Raw genomic sequence first — 16,720 nt, forward strand, 5'->3', positions numbered from 1 at the left:
CGTGTAGGCATTGCGGTTATGCGCGCCTGAATGTTTAATTTTCACGTACCAGTAGTTGTAGCGAATGAATACTGAAGCCACTCACGACCAAAATGAAGCACAAACCACTGGCGTACGTCTGCGCAACGCCCGTGAACAACTTGGACTCAGCCAGCAAGCGGTTGCAGAGCGCTTGTGCCTGAAGGTTTCCACGGTACGCGATATCGAAGAGGACAGGTCACCCGCCGATCTGGCTTCGACTTTTGTACGCGGTTATATCCGCTCCTATGCCCGCCTGGTCCACATTCCTGAAGAAGAGCTGCTGCCGATTCTTGAAAAACAAGCACCGGTCAGAGCGGCAAAAGTTGCGCCGATGCAAACTTTTGCTTTAGGCAAGCCGCGTAAAAAACGCAGTGGCTGGATGATGAGTTTCATCACCTGGCTGGTGTTTTTGGTTGCAATCGGCCTGACGGGCGCATGGTGGTGGGATAACCACAAAGCGCAGCAGGAAGAGATCACCAACATGGCGGATCAATCTTCTGCGGAACTGAATGCGAGCAACAGCAACGCGCAAAGCGTACCGCTGAATAACGACACTGCAGCAGCAGACCCGGTTGATAATTCCGGCACGCCTGTCGAAGCGCCTGCACCGTCGGCAACGGCGCAAAAGCCAGCCTCCAGCGCGCCGCAGGCACCTGCTAATACCGCAAACCAGAACACCGTTGTTGCACCGTCGCAGGCGAATGTCGACGCCATGCAGCAGCCTGTTGCTCCAGCGAACACGACGCAGTTACCGACCAACCAGGCCGGTGTTGCAGGTGCGCAAGCGGATACCAATGCGTTGGTAATGAACTTCACTGCCGATTGCTGGCTGGAAGTGAGCGATGCCACCGGGAAAAAATTATTCAGTGGAATGCAACGTAAAGATGCCACGCTCAATTTAACCGGCCAAGCGCCATATAAGCTGAAAATTGGCGCGCCGTCAGCCGTTCAGATTCAGTATCAGGGTAAACCTGTCGATCTGAGCCGTTTTATCAGAACTAACCAGGTTGCGCGTCTGACCGTCAATGCCGAACAATCAGCAGCACAGTAACAGACGGGCAACGCGGGAGATTTTTCATGCATAACCAGGCCCCGATTCAGCGTCGGAAATCGAAACGGATTTACGTTGGTAATGTGCCCATTGGCGATGGCGCGCCCATCGCCGTGCAGTCCATGACAAACACCCGTACCACGGATGTTGAAGCTACGGTCAATCAAATCAAAGCGCTTGAGCGCGTCGGCGCAGATATTGTCCGCGTCTCCGTCCCGACCATGGACGCGGCGGAAGCGTTCAAGTTGATCAAACAGCAAGTGAATGTCCCGCTGGTTGCGGACATCCATTTTGACTATCGCATCGCGCTCAAAGTTGCCGAATATGGCGTTGACTGCCTGCGTATTAATCCCGGTAACATTGGCAACGAAGAGCGTATTCGCACCGTTGTTGATTGCGCGCGCGATAAAAATATCCCGATTCGCATCGGCGTTAACGCCGGTTCGCTGGAAAAAGATCTGCAAGAAAAGTATGGCGAGCCAACGCCGCAAGCGCTGCTTGAATCCGCCATGCGCCATGTCGATCATCTTGATCGCCTTAATTTCGATCAGTTCAAAGTCAGCGTGAAAGCGTCGGACGTCTTCCTCGCTGTTGAATCCTATCGCCTGCTGGCAAAACAGATCGAACAGCCGCTGCACCTTGGCATCACCGAAGCCGGTGGCGCGCGCGCTGGCGCGGTGAAATCCGCGATTGGTCTGGGGTTGCTACTTTCTGAAGGTATTGGTGACACGTTGCGTATTTCGCTGGCTGCCGATCCGGTGGAGGAGATCAAAGTTGGTTTTGATATCCTGAAATCGCTGCGCATTCGCTCGCGTGGGATTAACTTTATCGCCTGCCCGACCTGTTCCCGTCAGGAGTTTGACGTTATCGGTACGGTCAACGCCCTTGAACAGCGGCTGGAAGATATCATCACGCCGATGGATGTCTCCATTATTGGTTGCGTGGTGAATGGCCCTGGTGAAGCGCTGGTTTCCACGCTGGGTGTGACCGGCGGCAACAAGAAAAGCGGCCTGTATGAAGATGGCGTGCGCAAAGACCGTCTGGATAACAGCGATATGATTAGCCAGCTTGAAGCCCGCATTCGCGCGAAAGCGTCGATTCTGGATGAAGCGCGTCGTATCGATGTGCAACAGGTAGAAAAATAAGGTTGCTGGGAAGCAGCAGGCTTCCCGTGTATGATGAACCCGCCCGGCGCGACCCGCAGTTCGTCGCGGCCCCGAGGGTTCATTTTTTGTATTAATAAAGAGAATAAACGTGGCAAAAAATATTCAAGCCATTCGCGGCATGAACGATTATCTGCCTGGCGAGACCGCCATCTGGCAGCGCATTGAAGGCGCTTTAAAAAACGTGCTCGGCAGCTACGGTTACAGTGAAATCCGTTTGCCGATTGTAGAGCAGACCCCGTTATTCAAACGCGCGATCGGTGAAGTGACCGACGTGGTTGAAAAAGAGATGTATACCTTTGACGATCGCAATGGCGACAGCCTGACACTGCGTCCCGAAGGTACTGCGGGCTGCGTACGCGCCGGCATCGAACATGGTCTGCTGTACAATCAGGAACAGCGCTTGTGGTACGTCGGGCCGATGTTCCGCTACGAGCGTCCGCAGAAAGGGCGCTACCGTCAGTTCCATCAGTTGGGTGTGGAAGTGTTTGGCCTGCAAGGGCCGGATATCGATGCCGAGCTGATTATGCTTACCGCCCGCTGGTGGCGCGAGCTGGGTATTGCTTCTAGCGTTGCCCTTGAGCTCAACTCTATTGGCTCGCTCGAAGCGCGTGCGACCTATCGCGATGCGTTAGTGGCTTTCCTCGAGCAGCATAAAGATAAGCTGGACGAAGACTGCTTGCGTCGTATGTATACCAACCCGTTGCGTGTGCTGGATACCAAAAACCAGGACATTCAGGCGTTGCTGAACGATGCCCCGAAACTGGGGGATTACCTTGATGATGAGTCCCGCGAACACTTCGCTGGCCTTTGCGCATTCCTTGATGCGGCAGGTATCGCTTATACGGTAAACCAGCGTCTGGTGCGTGGTTTGGATTACTACAATCGCACTGTTTTCGAATGGGTCACCACAAGTCTGGGCGCGCAAGGCACCGTTTGCGCAGGCGGTCGTTATGACGGCCTGGTTGAGCAGCTTGGCGGTCGCGCGACTCCGGCGGTTGGCTTCGCAATGGGCCTTGAACGACTTGTTTTGTTAGTTCAGGCAGTTAATCCGGAATTTAAATCAGAATCCGTTGTCGATATATACCTGGTGGCGTCTGGCGCCAATACGCAATCCGCTGCTATGCAGTTGGGTGAAAAGGTGCGCGATGCGTTACCTGGCGTACGGCTGATGATGAACCACGGCGGCGGCAATTTTAAAAAGCAGTTTGCCCGCGCGGACAAGTGGGGCGCTCGCGTCGCACTGGTGCTCGGCGAAACTGAAATTGCCGACGGTAATGTTGTGGTGAAGGATTTACGCTCTGGTGAGCAGAGTACGGTAACGCAGGAGAGCGTTGCGGCGCATTTGCGCACACTACTGGGCTAATCTCCCCGGTGAATTATCGTTAAGGAGAAGGACTGCGTGGAAATTTACGAAAACGAAAACGACCAGGTAGACGCGATTAAGCGCTTCTTTGCCGAGAATGGTAAAGCGCTGGCCGTTGGTGTCGTTTTGGGTATTGGTGCGCTGGTTGGCTGGCGCTACTGGAACGGCCATCAGGCGGACACGGCGAGAGCTTCTTCACAGGCCTATGAAAACGCGGTTGCCGCGCTTTCGGCAGACAAACCAGAATCGTTCACAGCGGCGGAAAAATTTGCTGTTGACAACAAAAACGCCTACGGTGCGCTGGCGTCGCTGGAGCTGGCGCAGCAATTCGTTGAGAAAAACGAGCTGGATAAAGCCGCTGCTCAGTTGCAACAGGGGCTGGCTGCGACGAATGATGAAAATCTCAAGTCGATAATCAATGTGCGCCTGGCGCGCATCCAGGTACAGCAAAAGCAACAAGACGCTGCGCTGAAAACGCTGGATGCGGTTAAAGCGGAAAGCTGGTCAGCGATTGTTGCCGATCTGCGCGGCGAAGCACTGCTGAGCAAAGGCGATAAACAAGGCGCGCGCACCGCATGGGAAAACGGCATTAAAAACAATGCTTCTCCTGCGCTGAGTGAAATGATGCAGATGAAAATCAATAATTTGTCCATCTAAGAGGGACCCGATGCAATTGCGTAAATTACTTCTGCCAGGGCTGCTTTCCGTCACGCTTTTGAGCGGCTGTTCCCTGTTTAACAGCGAAGAAGATGTTGTCAAAATGTCCCCGTTGCCGGTGGTTGAAAACCAGTTCACACCGACTACGTCATGGAGCACCTCCGTTGGCAACGGTATCGGTGATTTCTACTCTCATCTGCATCCAGCGTTTGCTGATGGCGTGGTTTACGCCGCCGATCGTCATGGTGTAGTGAAAGCGGTTAGCATCGATGATGGGCATGAAATTTGGTCGGTAAATCTGGCTGAAAAAGATGGCTGGTTCTCCACGCGCGCCGCGCTGCTTTCCGGCGGTGTGACGGTTTCCGTCGGTCATGTGTATGTGGGCAGCGAAAAAGCGCAGGTTTACGCGCTGAATACCAGCGATGGTTCGCAAGCGTGGAAAACCAAAGTTGCCGGTGAAGCGCTTTCTCGCCCGGTAGTGAGCGACGGTTTAGTGCTGATCCACACCAGCAACGGGCAGTTGCAGGCGCTGAACGAAAGCGATGGTGCAACTAAATGGACCGTCAACCTCGATATGCCTGCGCTTTCTCTGCGCGGTGAATCCGCGCCAACTTCCGCCTTTGGCGCTGCCATTGTCGGTGGTGATAACGGTCGTGTAAGTGCGGTGTTGATGCAGCAGGGCCAGATGATTTGGCAACAACGTATCTCCCAGGCCAACGGCCCGACAGAAATCGATCGTCTGAGCGATGTCGATACCACGCCAGTTGTCGTTGGCAACGTGGTTTATGCGCTGGCCTATAACGGCAACATGACGGCGCTGGATCTGCGTAGCGGCCAGATTATGTGGAAACGCGAGCTGGGCTCAGTAAGCGATTTTGTGGTTGATGGTAACCGCATTTACATTATCGACCAGAACGATCGCGTACTGGCGTTGACCACCGATGGTGGCGTAACGCTGTGGACACAAAGTGATCTGCTGCACCGTAACCTTACCGCTCCGGCGTTGTATAATGGTTACATTGTAACAGGCGATAGCGAAGGCTATGTGCACTGGATTAACGTTGAAGACGGACGCTTTGTCGCGCAGCAGAAAGTTGACAGCTCTGGTTTCCTGACCGAGCCGGTCGTTGCCGGTGGCAAACTGCTGATCCAGGCAAAAGACGGTACACTGTACGCCCTTTCGCGCTAAGCGCGTCGGGTTTGTCGCTCCTGAAAGACGGCTCCTGTTGCAGGAGCCGTTTTCCTGTTTTTAAAACGGCGTGCAACCCGCGACGTTTTGCTAATGAATTTTCTGTAATGAGGCTTTAAACATGGTACCTGTGGTCGCGCTTGTCGGGCGCCCTAATGTTGGAAAATCCACGCTATTTAACCGTTTAACACGCACCCGTGATGCGCTGGTGGCGGATTTCCCGGGTCTGACTCGTGACCGTAAGTACGGTCGTGCTGAAGTTGAAGGCCGCGAATTTATCTGTATTGATACCGGTGGTATCGATGGCACCGAAGACGGGGTGGAAACGCGTATGGCGGAACAGTCGCTGCTGGCGATTGAAGAAGCCGATGTCGTGCTGTTTATGGTCGATGCGCGCGCGGGGCTGATGCCTGCCGATTCGGCCATCGCTAAGCATCTGCGTTCACGCGAAAAACCGACCTTTCTGGTGGCGAATAAAACCGACGGTCTGGATCCGGATCAGGCAACGGCAGATTTTTACTCCCTTGGTCTGGGGGAAATCCACGCTATCGCCGCTTCCCACGGCCGCGGTGTCACCAGCCTGCTGGAACACGTGCTGATGCCGTGGATGGATGAGCTGAATCCGCCGGAAGTTGTGGACGAAGAGGCGGAATACTGGGCGCAGTTCGAAGCCAACGAAAACGGCGAGCAAGAAGAGCCGGAAGACGATTTTAACCCGCAGGATCTGCCGATTAAGCTGGCTATCGTGGGGCGTCCGAACGTCGGTAAGTCTACACTCACTAACCGCATTCTCGGTGAAGACCGCGTGGTGGTGTACGACATGCCCGGCACCACGCGCGACAGCATCTATATTCCGATGCAGCGTGATGAGCGTGAGTACATACTTATCGACACCGCCGGTGTGCGTAAGCGTGGCAAAATCACCGATGTGGTAGAAAAGTTCTCAGTTATCAAAACCCTGCAAGCGATTGAAGACGCTAACGTCGTGCTGCTGGTCATTGATGCCCGTGAAGGCATTTCGGATCAGGATTTATCGCTGCTCGGCTTTATTCTTAACAGCGGTCGTTCGCTGGTCATCGTCGTCAACAAGTGGGATGGCCTGAGCCAGGAAGTAAAAGAGCAGGTAAAAGAGACGCTGGACTATCGTCTGGGCTTTATCGACTTCGCCCGCGTGCACTTTATCTCTGCGCTGCACGGCAGCGGCGTCGGCAACCTGTTTGAATCCGTTCGCGAAGCTTATGACAGCTCAACCCGCCGTGTGAGCACCGCGCTGTTGACCCGTATTATGAACATGGCGGCAGAAGATCATCAGCCGCCGCTGGTGCGTGGCCGTCGCGTGAAGCTGAAATATGCCCACGCCGGTGGTTATAACCCGCCGATTGTGGTGATCCACGGCAACCAGGTGAAAGACTTGCCGGATTCCTACAAACGCTATTTGATGAACTACTTCCGCAAATCATTGGATGTGATGGGGACGCCAATCCGTATTCAGTTCAAAGAGGGCGAAAACCCGTTTGCTGAAAAACGGAACACCCTGACGCCGAACCAGCTGCGTAAACGTAAACGCCTGATTAAGCACATCAAAAAAGGTAAGTAATCACTTGCTTAAAGCCCGCCGCCTGGCGGGTTTTTTATTGCCAGCGGTGTATGATAAACGCCGTTAAAAATTAAGGAGCGCCTTATGGATCTTACATGCCCGGCTTGCCATAACCCGTTGCAAGTAGTGGGAACACATGCTCACTGCGACAGCTGCGGCAAAGACATTGAAGTACAAGCTCATTGCCCGGAGTGCCATCAACCTCTGGAAGTATTAAAAGCCTGCGGCGCGGTGGACTTTTTCTGCCAACACGGCCACGGGCTGATTTCGAAAAAACGTGTTGAATTTACGCTGCTTTAAGGTTTGCAAATACAATCTTCCCCTTCGCGCCACAGTTCGACAAACGACGGTGGCGCTTTGCTTTCCGGGATAAGCAGCACATCCGTTTGTTGGGTGGTCCAGGTGATCTGCAAACGGTAGAAGCGCTGATCGCCACGGCCCGGTGAGTCCGGCTGGCCTGGCGGCTCTGCCAGCGGGAGCGTCTGGTGCAAAATATCCACCAGCCGCTGGCGCTGTTCCGCATTGAGTTGTGCGATGACAATTTTTCGCGCGCCGCTCAGTTTGGGAATGTAAGCCAGTCCGCCCTCACGGGCTAACTCGACCACTGCGTCGTCGGTTAATTCGGGTTCGTTCATCATAAAACTCCGACATCTTTCCACGCTTGTTCGATAGCGGCGGCGATTTTCTTACCGGACCGTTTTTCGCCATGTTTGATGGTGAATTTGGCGAAGGCCGCAAAGTCGGCATTTTGCGCGAGTGACTTGTCACACACCGTGTCATACCAGGCGTATCCTGCTTTTTCCCATGCATATCCGCCAATAGCGGTTGCTGCCAGGTAAAACGCCCGGTTAGGAATGCCAGAATTCAGGTGTACGCCGCCGTTATCCTCACGCGTTTTAATAAAATCTTTCATATGCGCAGGCTGCGGATCTTTACCCAATAATGGGTCATCGTAAGCCGTCCCCGGCTTCGACATAGAACGCAACCCTTTGCCATGAATGCCTTTTGCTAGCAAGCCTTCACCAATGATCCAGTCTGCCTGATCTGCCGTCTGCTGCTGGTGGTACTGTTTTACCAGCGAACCGAACACATCGGATAACGACTCATTTAACGCGCCAGCTTGTTCAAAATAGATCAAACCTGCTTCCGTTTCTGTGACGCCGTGGCTCAGTTCATGTGCCACTACGTCAATGGCAATGGTAAAACGATTGAAGATCTCACCATCACCATCGCCAAACACCATCTGTTGACCATTCCAGAAAGCGTTCTGGTAATCCTTGCCGTAATGCACGGTGCCGCTGAGAATTAACCCCTGATTATCCAGTGAGTTGCGCTTATAGACCTGCCAGAAGAAATCATGGGTGACACCCAGGTAGTCGTAAGCTTCGGTGACGGCGACATCACCCGTCGGTGGCTGTCCCTCATAGCGCACTTGCTCGCCGGGCAACGTCTCTTTGTGCTGAGCGTCATAAATATCGCGCACTAGCTCGCCGGGCGAAGTGACCAGCGGCGCATCGACTTTGCCGTGGCTGTGCGCCATCAACGTTTGTACATGCGTTAAAGTCTGGCGGGCGCAGCGTTGCTGAAGCTCAGAACCATTGTCGATAATGCGGCGCAGGATATAAGGCGGGATAACACTGTGGGGATGACGTGCATTCATGTTGATCTCCTTGATAAAACAAAAAAGAACAACAAAAAGTATAGGTTCGTCTGATTTATTGAGCGCGTGAATTAGGAGGATTTACGTTGGCGCGCTTTTTTCACCGGTGTAACGGCACTGACTTCACTTTCCACCCAGCCGTCATTCAGCCGCGTAGTCAGTTTGTCGCCTGCTTTTACCTGTTTGGTCTGCTTCAACACTTTGCCGTCGGTCGCTGTCGTTACGCTGTAGCCACGCGCCAGTGTTGCCAGCGGGCTGACTGCTTCCAGGTGGGTGATGGCTGAACCGAAGCGTTCGCGCGTGTTGCTTAGTCGCTCGCGGATTTGCTGGCTCAGGCGATATTTCAGTTGCTGAATGCGGGTTTGCGCCCGGTAAATGCGTGGCTGCGGATTTTGTTGATTCAGGCGCTGCAATACGCGCTGCTGGCGTGCAGAAGTGCGTTTTAACTGATTATCCAACGCGTTGTGCATGCGTTGTTGCAGCCGTTCCAGCACGGTTTGCTGACGCGCCAGCCGTAGTTGCGGGTGCTGTTGTTGCAGGCGATGATTTAACTGGGCGAAACGGCGGCTGCGCCCTGCCAGATAATAATCCATCGACATTTCTAAGCGCTGTTGCATCGCCTGAACCTGGCGCAGCAGTTCCAGTTGATTGCGGCTGACAATTTCCGCTGCCGCAGAAGGGGTTGGCGCACGCAGGTCGGCAACAAAATCGGCAATGGTTACGTCGGTTTCGTGCCCAACGGCGCTCACCACTGGAATACGGCTGGCGAAAATCGCCCGCGCTACGCGTTCGTCGTTAAAGCTCCACAAATCTTCCAGTGAACCGCCGCCGCGACCGACAATCAGCACGTCGCACTCTTCGCGTGCATTTGCCAGCTCAATGGCGCGAACAATCTGCGCGGGCGCATCTTCGCCTTGTACAGCAGTCGGGTAAATCACCACCGGCAGCGACGGATCGCGGCGTTTCAGCACGTGCAAAATATCGTGCAGCGCGGCACCGGTTTTCGAAGTGATAACACCAACGCAATGGGCGGGTGAGGGCAGCGGCTGCTTAAACTGCTGGTCGAACAGCCCTTCGGCGGCAAGCTTAGCTTTAAGTTGCTCATACTTCTGTTGCAGCAGCCCTTCACCGGCCGGTTGCATGCTCTCGACAATAATCTGGTATTCACCGCGTGGTTCATACAGCGTGATATTGGCGCGTACCAGCACTTGCTGGCCATGCTGCGGGCGAAACGTGACGCGGCGGTTGCTGTTGCGAAACATCGCGCAGCGCACCTGAGCAGTATCGTCTTTTAAGGTGAAGTACCAGTGACCGGAAGCGGGCTGGGTAAAGTTGGAGATTTCCCCGCTGATCCACACCTGACCGAGTTCGCGTTCCAGTAGTAAGCGCACCGACTGATTAAGGCGGCTAACCGTAAAAATTGAGGGGGATTGGAACGACGACATGTGAGCCAGATCAAATTCTAAATCAGCAAGTTATTCGTTCGATAGTAACCCGAAACGAGGGGATGGCAAGTATTTTTCTTAAAAAAGTGTGGATGCAATCGGTTACGCTCTGTATAATGCCACGGCAATATTTAACCCCCCAGGTCAGAGATATTGCCCATGCTACGTATCGCTAAAGAAGCACTGACGTTTGACGACGTCCTCCTCGTTCCCGCTCATTCCACCGTTCTGCCGAATACTGCCGACTTGAGCACGCAGCTCACCAAAACCATTCGCCTGAACATTCCTATGCTCTCTGCGGCGATGGATACCGTGACGGAAGCGCGCCTGGCGATTGCCCTGGCACAGGAAGGCGGCATTGGCTTTATTCACAAAAACATGTCCATTGAGCGCCAGGCGGAAGAAGTTCGCCGCGTGAAGAAACATGAATCCGGCGTGGTTAAAGACCCGCAAACCGTTCTGCCGACCACCACCCTGCGCGAAGTGAAAGAGCTGACCGAACGTAACGGCTTTGCCGGTTACCCGGTGGTGAATAACGACAACGAACTGGTCGGCATCATCACCGGCCGTGATGTGCGTTTCGTTACCGATCTGAACCAGCCGGTTAGCGTGTATATGACGCCGAAAGAGCGCCTGGTGACTGTTCGCGAAGGTGAAACCCGCGAAGTGGTGCTCACCAAAATGCACGAAAAACGCGTTGAAAAAGCGCTGGTTGTCGACGACAGCTTCCACCTGCGTGGCATGATCACCGTGAAAGACTTCCAGAAAGCAGAACGTAAACCGAACGCCTGTAAAGATGAGCAGGGTCAACTGCGCGTTGGTGCAGCGGTTGGCGCGGGTGCCGGTAACGAAGAGCGTGTTGACGCACTGGTTGCCGCAGGCGTTGATGTGCTGCTGATCGACTCCTCTCACGGCCACTCCGAAGGCGTTTTGCAGCGCATTCGCGAAACCCGTGCCAAATACCCGGATCTGCAAATCATCGGCGGTAACGTCGCAACAGGCGCGGGCGCTCGTGCGCTGGCAGAAGCGGGCGTGAGTGCAGTGAAAGTGGGTATCGGCCCTGGCTCCATCTGTACAACTCGTATCGTGACTGGCGTGGGCGTTCCGCAGATCACCGCCGTTTCCGACGCGGTTGAAGCGCTGGAAGGCACCGGCATTCCGGTTATCGCTGACGGCGGTATCCGTTTCTCTGGCGACATCGCCAAAGCGATCGCCGCAGGCGCTGCCGCCGTGATGGTTGGCTCTATGCTGGCTGGTACTGAAGAATCCCCGGGCGAAATCGAACTCTACCAGGGCCGCTCTTACAAATCTTACCGTGGCATGGGCTCGCTGGGCGCGATGTCCAAAGGCTCTTCTGACCGCTACTTCCAGAGCGATAACGCCGCCGACAAACTGGTGCCGGAAGGTATCGAAGGCCGCGTAGCTTATAAAGGCCGCCTGAAAGAGATCATTCACCAGCAGATGGGCGGCCTGCGCTCCTGTATGGGTCTGACCGGCTGTGGTACTATCGACGACCTGCGCACCAAAGCGGAATTCGTGCGCATCAGCGGCGCGGGCATTCAGGAAAGCCACGTTCACGACGTGACCATCACCAAGGAATCCCCGAACTACCGCATGGGTTCTTAATGATTTTCGCGCCCGGTGCTCTCACCGGGCGCTTTCGTAACTTGCCTCGGAAGTAACGTCAATGACGGACAACATTCATAAACATCGTATTCTTATCCTCGATTTCGGTTCTCAGTACACCCAACTGGTTGCGCGCCGCGTGCGTGAACTGGGCGTTTACTGCGAACTGTGGGCGTGGGATGTCACCGAAGCGCAGATCCGCGACTTCAATCCCAGCGGCATCATCCTTTCCGGCGGCCCGGAAAGCACCACCGAAGACAACAGCCCGCGCGCACCACAATACGTGTTCGACGCTGGCGTGCCGGTGCTTGGCGTCTGCTACGGCATGCAGACCATGGCGATGCAGCTCGGCGGCCACGTTGAAGGATCTAACGAGCGTGAATTCGGTTACGCACAGGTTGAAGTTCAGACCGACAGCGCACTGGTTCGCGGCATTGAGGATTCGCTGACCGCAGAAGGCAAAGTGTTGCTGGACGTGTGGATGAGCCACGGCGACAAAGTCACGGCGATCCCGTCTGGCTTCGTGACCGTTGCCAGCACCGAAAGCTGCCCGTTCGCGATCATGGCGAACGAAGAAAAACGCTTCTACGGCGTGCAGTTCCACCCGGAAGTGACCCATACCCGCCAGGGCCTGCGTATGCTGGAGCGCTTCGTGCGTGACATCTGCGAATGTGAAGCGCTGTGGACGCCGGCAAAAATCATCGATGACGCTGTTGAGCGCATCCGCCAGCAGGTTGGCGATGACAAAGTGATCCTCGGCCTCTCCGGCGGCGTGGACTCTTCCGTAACCGCAATGCTGCTGCACCGCGCTATCGGCAAAAACCTGACCTGCGTATTCGTTGATAACGGTCTGCTGCGTTTGAATGAAGCTCAGCAGGTAATGGACATGTTTGGCGACCACTTCGGTCTGAACATTGTCCACGTTGAAGGGGAAGCGCGTTTCCTGGATGCATTGGCTGGCGAGAACGATCCGGAAGCAAAACGCAAAATCATTGGCCGCGTATTCGTGGAAGTGTTCGACGAAGAAGCACTGAAGCTGGAAGACGTGAAATGGCTGGCGCAGGGCACCATCTACCCGGACGTGATCGAATCCGCTGCGTCGGCAACCGGTAAAGCGCACGTTATCAAATCTCACCACAACGTGGGTGGCCTGCCGAAAGAGATGAAGATGGGGCTGGTTGAACCGCTACGTGAGCTGTTCAAAGATGAAGTGCGTAAAATTGGTCTGGAACTGGGCCTGCCGTACGACATGCTGTACCGCCATCCGTTCCCGGGCCCGGGCCTCGGTGTTCGCGTGCTGGGCGAAGTGAAGAAAGAGTATTGCGACCTGCTGCGCCGCGCTGATGCGATCTTTATCGAAGAGCTGCATAAAGCCGATCTCTACAACAAAGTGAGCCAGGCGTTCACCGTGTTCCTGCCGGTTCGCTCCGTAGGCGTGATGGGCGACGGTCGTAAATACGACTGGGTTGTCTCTCTGCGTGCAGTAGAAACCATCGACTTTATGACCGCACATTGGGCGCATCTGCCGTACGATTTCCTCGGCCGCGTTTCTAACCGCATCATCAACGAAGTAAACGGTATTTCCCGCGTGGTGTATGACATCAGCGGTAAACCGCCAGCGACGATTGAGTGGGAATGATTTCGTTCCTGCTGAAGATATAAAATATTAAGCCCGCGAAAGCGGGCTTTTTTTTGTATATAGTGTCTTGCGGGATTTATTGACGGTTAATTAAGAGTTTTTATTAATTTGCAGAAGGGGCTTAATCATATAAATTCTATTTTTGTATATTTTTATTTGATGTGACCATATTAAAAATATAAGTGCTTGAGTTAAGTTTTTGTGGGCAAAGATAATTATCAAATTCTGTTTATGATCCTAAATTGCGTATTTGAATGATATAAAAAGCTAATTGCAAACAGTTTGTGGATTTCCTCACTTTCGGCATGTCGTTATATGATAATTTATGCGCCATTTTTAAAAAATTAACATTTCGTATTTGTTTAGTGCCAGAGGTGGGCGTCGCTAGTATATCGGCGAATTAATTGGTGGGGTGTATTTCAGTTACACTTTGTATAAACGAGATTATCGCAAAAAACATCAATATCTCAAGGGGAACGAAGTGATATTCGACCTTAGGAAGGAGGGGGGGGATTATTGACATCCCTGAATTTGAATTTGGCGATCTACCAATGGGAATCATTCATCGTATTTTGAAATCAACTCAATTTTACTCTCTAAATACCGATAAAACGGGTTGTAAACTATTGATTAGGGAACTGATGAAGAAATAATTTGTGGCTTTATTGCTATTGAATATTTTCCAGAAGCGTTAGGTGAATCTGATATAGAAATAACGATCTTAGCCAGTACCGTAGAAGATTATGAAAAATTATTTAAACATCATTTAGCTATTTATAAAAAGGAGATTGAATCGGGCAATACATTAATAAATTCAATCTAAAACTTTCAATCCCTTTGTCTTTCATGTGGCGGTGGGAAATCCATCACCTGTATCGAATTTCCTGCTTTTAAATTATCAGCTCCTTATATTTCACCCCTGTGTGTAAATTCCATTTTCTGCCCCTTCAATTTGATGCCAGGAATGTGCGTTTTTTGAACAATTTCGACTCGTCGGCAGGATGAATAGCCATTCCCTGAAACGGCATATTTGAAACGTTAGTTTGAATAAATTGGTGAATACTAAGCATATTTTCTTTCTCGCAGGTGCTTTCTGTCTAACTCTTTGATTCAAATGTGTAATGTGATTTAAATTAAATTTTTACGCCAGATTGCCGATAAGTTGTCCTTGGTATGCTCCTTTCAAAGGGGGCAGAAATTTATGAAATAACCTCAACCCAGGGTAATAAATATGTCAGTTAGGCGTTTTTCATTTCTCGTTTTTAGCCTGTTACTTGGTATCTTTCTCATCAGCTCGGCTTCTAACCTTTGGTCACTGACCCGCAGCAACGAGTCGCTGGATAACGTGAACAAAGAGATCAGGGTCGTGCTGTCGGTTATTGACCCGATTAACCATAGCCGCACACTGCGAGTGCGGTTGATGGAAGCCATGATCAACGCCTCCCTGGGCGACAAACAGAAAGCGGATGCCTCGCTTGAGAGCGCGAAAGCGGTGATGCAAAAAGCCACCGATGCGTTCAACAACTACAAGGCTGCGCCACCTGTCGCGGGCGAAGAGGCGCTTTCGGCGCCTTATAGCCAGGCCTGGCAAGCGTATGTTGATCAAGGCCTGCGTCCGTTGATGGACGCCGCGAGCAACAACGACACGGCGCGTTTCAACCAGCTCGTCAGCACTACGATCCCGCAGCTTGATCGTCAGTTTGAGATCACACTCGATAACCTGCTTGCCTTCCGCGAAAAATACGCCCAGCGCCTTAACAACGACGCGCAGAATCGCTTCGTGAACAGCATGGTGACCATTGGTGTTTTCGCCTTACTGTTTACCTTGATCATTGTCGCTATCTTTATCCTGCTGCGTCGTCGTGTTCTTTCGCCGCTGGATGCCGCCCGCTTACATTGCCAGAAGATGGCGGCAGGGGAGTTGCACACTCCTGTTGTTTATGGTTCTAAAGACGAGATTGGCGACATGCTCGGTTCGCTTGAGCAAATGCGTCTTGCCCTTCTGGAGATCATTGCCCAGGTGCGTAATTCCAGTCAGAGCGTGGCCCACGCGGCAGAAGAAATTGCTGCCGGTAATACTGATCTCTCGGCCCGTACCGAAGAGCAAGCGGCTTCTCTTGGGCAGACCGCTGCCAGCATGGAACAGCTAACTTCAACGGTTAAGCACACCTCCGAAAACACACAACAGGCAAATACCCTTGCGACGGCGATGCGCAGCTCCGCGCAGGAAGGGAATACGATTGTTGAAAAGGCGGTGATGTCGATGAAAGAGATCGAATCCAGTTCCGGCAAAATAGACACCATCATCTCATTAATCGAAGACATTGCTTTCCAGACCAACATCCTGGCACTCAACGCGGCGGTTGAAGCGGCAAGAGCCGGCGAGCAGGGACGTGGGTTTGCGGTCGTGGCAAGTGAAGTTCGTAATCTGGCGCAGCGTTCGTCACTCGCAGCGAAAGAGATCAAAGAGCTTATTGAGGAATCCGGCCGGCAGGTACTTCTGGGTAGCGAAAGGGTGTCGCAGGCAGGTGACAGCATGCAACGCATTATTAGCACCGTTAAGCAGGTTTCTGAGTTGATGTCGGAAATTGCACTCTCGACCGGTGAGCAGAGTCGCGGCATTGAGCAGATAAACCAGGCCGTTGCGCAGATGGACACGGTAACGCAGCAAAACGCCGCGTTAGTAGAAGAAGCATCGGCGGCGGCGCATTCGCTTAAAGAGCAGTCTCAATTGCTGGAAGAGACAGTAGCCGTTTTTAAACTGAGCTAACGTTTTGCCAAAAAATATACAGGCAGGCTGATGCCTGCCTTGTTGGTGATGTTTTTTTTAAATGGCCGCTATCGGACCACCTGCGATTACTCGTCTTTCAACAAAGTCGGCACTGCACGCCATGACGGGCCGTTTTACACTAGGGGCGGACGTTACTAACGCAACGGTGAGTTAAAAAACGGGGAACAGGTCAGCATGTCTTTACCGTTCCAGAGCGTAGACACTTTGCCTGATAAAAAGGGTACGAACGAGCATGTTGCTGTCCGTACTGTTCAGTTTCATCAGAATGTACGCATATTGATGAAAATGATGTTGATATTATCAAAGTAAATTTATCCACGGAAAATAACGCATTACGACGATATTATCTTTTATAGAAACAAGGTGGGTCATTTAAAAAATGTGAACGGCAGAACGTTTTTTCCCAAAACGACATTTTGTCCTCTGGAATGCGCTTTTATATGAAACCGCGGCACGATTTAAATTAAAGAATTTCCAATTAATGTCGTTATTACACCTAATTCAACCAGACGAGC

At 52.7% G+C, this 16,720-nt stretch carries 13 protein-coding genes; 10 read left to right on the plus strand and 3 right to left on the minus strand.

Annotation, left to right across the window (positions count from 1 at the left end; genetic code table 11):
* The first annotated feature begins 64 nt into the window (after positions 1–64).
* The 7 genes from rodZ to ACFX4O_RS16720 all read left to right on the plus strand — a co-directional run bounded on the left by rodZ (position 65) and on the right by ACFX4O_RS16720 (position 7,344).
* Complete coding sequence (rodZ, locus tag ACFX4O_RS16690; RefSeq protein WP_380209917.1) at positions 65–1,072, plus strand: cytoskeleton protein RodZ; 1,008 nt, start codon at positions 65–67, stop codon at positions 1,070–1,072.
* Positions 1,073–1,098: 26 nt separating this feature from the next.
* Entirely contained in the window at positions 1,099–2,217 is a 1,119-nt protein-coding gene (gene ispG, locus ACFX4O_RS16695; protein ID WP_131406491.1) for a flavodoxin-dependent (E)-4-hydroxy-3-methylbut-2-enyl-diphosphate synthase, read from the plus strand.
* 109 nt (positions 2,218–2,326) lie between these two features.
* The gene (gene hisS, locus ACFX4O_RS16700; protein ID WP_380209919.1) at positions 2,327–3,601 is read left to right on the plus strand and encodes a histidine--tRNA ligase; all 1,275 of its coding nucleotides are present in this window, start codon (positions 2,327–2,329) and stop codon (positions 3,599–3,601) included.
* 36 nt (positions 3,602–3,637) lie between these two features.
* On the plus strand, positions 3,638–4,258 hold the full coding sequence (locus tag ACFX4O_RS16705; RefSeq protein ID WP_380209921.1) for a YfgM family protein: 621 nt from the start codon (positions 3,638–3,640) through the stop codon (positions 4,256–4,258).
* A 10-nt stretch (positions 4,259–4,268) separates the two neighbouring features.
* Positions 4,269–5,447, plus strand: coding sequence for an outer membrane protein assembly factor BamB (bamB, locus tag ACFX4O_RS16710; protein ID WP_380209923.1), 1,179 nt, complete (start codon positions 4,269–4,271; stop codon positions 5,445–5,447).
* Positions 5,448–5,568: 121 nt separating this feature from the next.
* A complete protein-coding gene (gene der, locus ACFX4O_RS16715) occupies positions 5,569–7,044 on the plus strand; it encodes a ribosome biogenesis GTPase Der (RefSeq protein WP_380209925.1) in 1,476 nt (491 codons plus the stop codon).
* Between the two features lie 84 nt (positions 7,045–7,128).
* The gene (locus tag ACFX4O_RS16720; RefSeq protein WP_131406501.1) at positions 7,129–7,344 is read left to right on the plus strand and encodes a zinc ribbon domain-containing protein; all 216 of its coding nucleotides are present in this window, start codon (positions 7,129–7,131) and stop codon (positions 7,342–7,344) included.
* Here the strand turns inward: ACFX4O_RS16720 and ACFX4O_RS16725 are convergent.
* The 3 genes from ACFX4O_RS16725 to xseA form a co-directional block, all read right to left on the minus strand.
* Positions 7,341–7,679, minus strand: coding sequence for a protealysin inhibitor emfourin (locus tag ACFX4O_RS16725; protein ID WP_380210071.1), 339 nt, complete (start codon positions 7,677–7,679; stop codon positions 7,341–7,343). The genes ACFX4O_RS16720 and ACFX4O_RS16725 overlap by 4 nt on opposite strands.
* Positions 7,679–8,704 carry a M4 family metallopeptidase gene (locus ACFX4O_RS16730; RefSeq protein ID WP_131406503.1) on the minus strand — a complete coding sequence of 342 codons (1,026 nt, stop codon included), beginning with the start codon at positions 8,702–8,704 and terminating at the stop codon, positions 7,679–7,681. The genes ACFX4O_RS16725 and ACFX4O_RS16730 overlap by 1 nt, the downstream gene beginning before the upstream one ends.
* Before the next feature lie 71 nt (positions 8,705–8,775).
* A complete protein-coding gene (gene xseA, locus ACFX4O_RS16735; RefSeq protein ID WP_380209928.1) occupies positions 8,776–10,149 on the minus strand; it encodes an exodeoxyribonuclease VII large subunit in 1,374 nt (457 codons plus the stop codon).
* 159 nt (positions 10,150–10,308) lie between these two features.
* Between xseA and guaB the strand changes: the two genes are divergently transcribed.
* The 3 genes from guaB (at position 10,309) to ACFX4O_RS16750 (ending at position 16,184) form a co-directional block, all read left to right on the plus strand.
* Positions 10,309–11,775, plus strand: coding sequence for an IMP dehydrogenase (guaB, locus tag ACFX4O_RS16740; protein ID WP_131406507.1), 1,467 nt, complete (start codon positions 10,309–10,311; stop codon positions 11,773–11,775).
* Positions 11,776–11,836: 61 nt separating this feature from the next.
* The gene (guaA, locus tag ACFX4O_RS16745; RefSeq protein WP_131406509.1) at positions 11,837–13,414 is read left to right on the plus strand and encodes a glutamine-hydrolyzing GMP synthase; all 1,578 of its coding nucleotides are present in this window, start codon (positions 11,837–11,839) and stop codon (positions 13,412–13,414) included.
* Between the two features lie 1,231 nt (positions 13,415–14,645).
* Positions 14,646–16,184, plus strand: coding sequence for a methyl-accepting chemotaxis protein (locus ACFX4O_RS16750; protein ID WP_380209931.1), 1,539 nt, complete (start codon positions 14,646–14,648; stop codon positions 16,182–16,184).
* Positions 16,185–16,720 lie beyond the last annotated feature (536 nt).

The sequence above is a fragment of the Kosakonia sp. YIM B13571 genome (assembly GCF_042788095.1).
In the GTDB taxonomy this organism is placed as follows: Bacteria; Pseudomonadota; Gammaproteobacteria; order Enterobacterales; family Enterobacteriaceae; genus Kosakonia; species Kosakonia quasisacchari.

Coding starts and splice junctions, on each gene's coding strand:
- ispG (WP_131406491.1), top strand. CDS start 1,099: ATGCATAACCAGGCCCCGATTCAGCGTCGGAAATCGAAACGGATTTAC.
- ACFX4O_RS16750 (WP_380209931.1), top strand. CDS start 14,646: ATGTCAGTTAGGCGTTTTTCATTTCTCGTTTTTAGCCTGTTACTTGGT.
- bamB (WP_380209923.1), top strand. CDS start 4,269: ATGCAATTGCGTAAATTACTTCTGCCAGGGCTGCTTTCCGTCACGCTT.
- der (WP_380209925.1), top strand. CDS start 5,569: ATGGTACCTGTGGTCGCGCTTGTCGGGCGCCCTAATGTTGGAAAATCC.
- ACFX4O_RS16720 (WP_131406501.1), top strand. CDS start 7,129: ATGGATCTTACATGCCCGGCTTGCCATAACCCGTTGCAAGTAGTGGGA.
- guaA (WP_131406509.1), top strand. CDS start 11,837: ATGACGGACAACATTCATAAACATCGTATTCTTATCCTCGATTTCGGT.
- ACFX4O_RS16725 (WP_380210071.1), bottom strand. CDS start 7,679: ATGAACGAACCCGAATTAACCGACGACGCAGTGGTCGAGTTAGCCCGT.
- xseA (WP_380209928.1), bottom strand. CDS start 10,149: ATGTCGTCGTTCCAATCCCCCTCAATTTTTACGGTTAGCCGCCTTAAT.
- guaB (WP_131406507.1), top strand. CDS start 10,309: ATGCTACGTATCGCTAAAGAAGCACTGACGTTTGACGACGTCCTCCTC.
- rodZ (WP_380209917.1), top strand. CDS start 65: ATGAATACTGAAGCCACTCACGACCAAAATGAAGCACAAACCACTGGC.
- ACFX4O_RS16730 (WP_131406503.1), bottom strand. CDS start 8,704: ATGAATGCACGTCATCCCCACAGTGTTATCCCGCCTTATATCCTGCGC.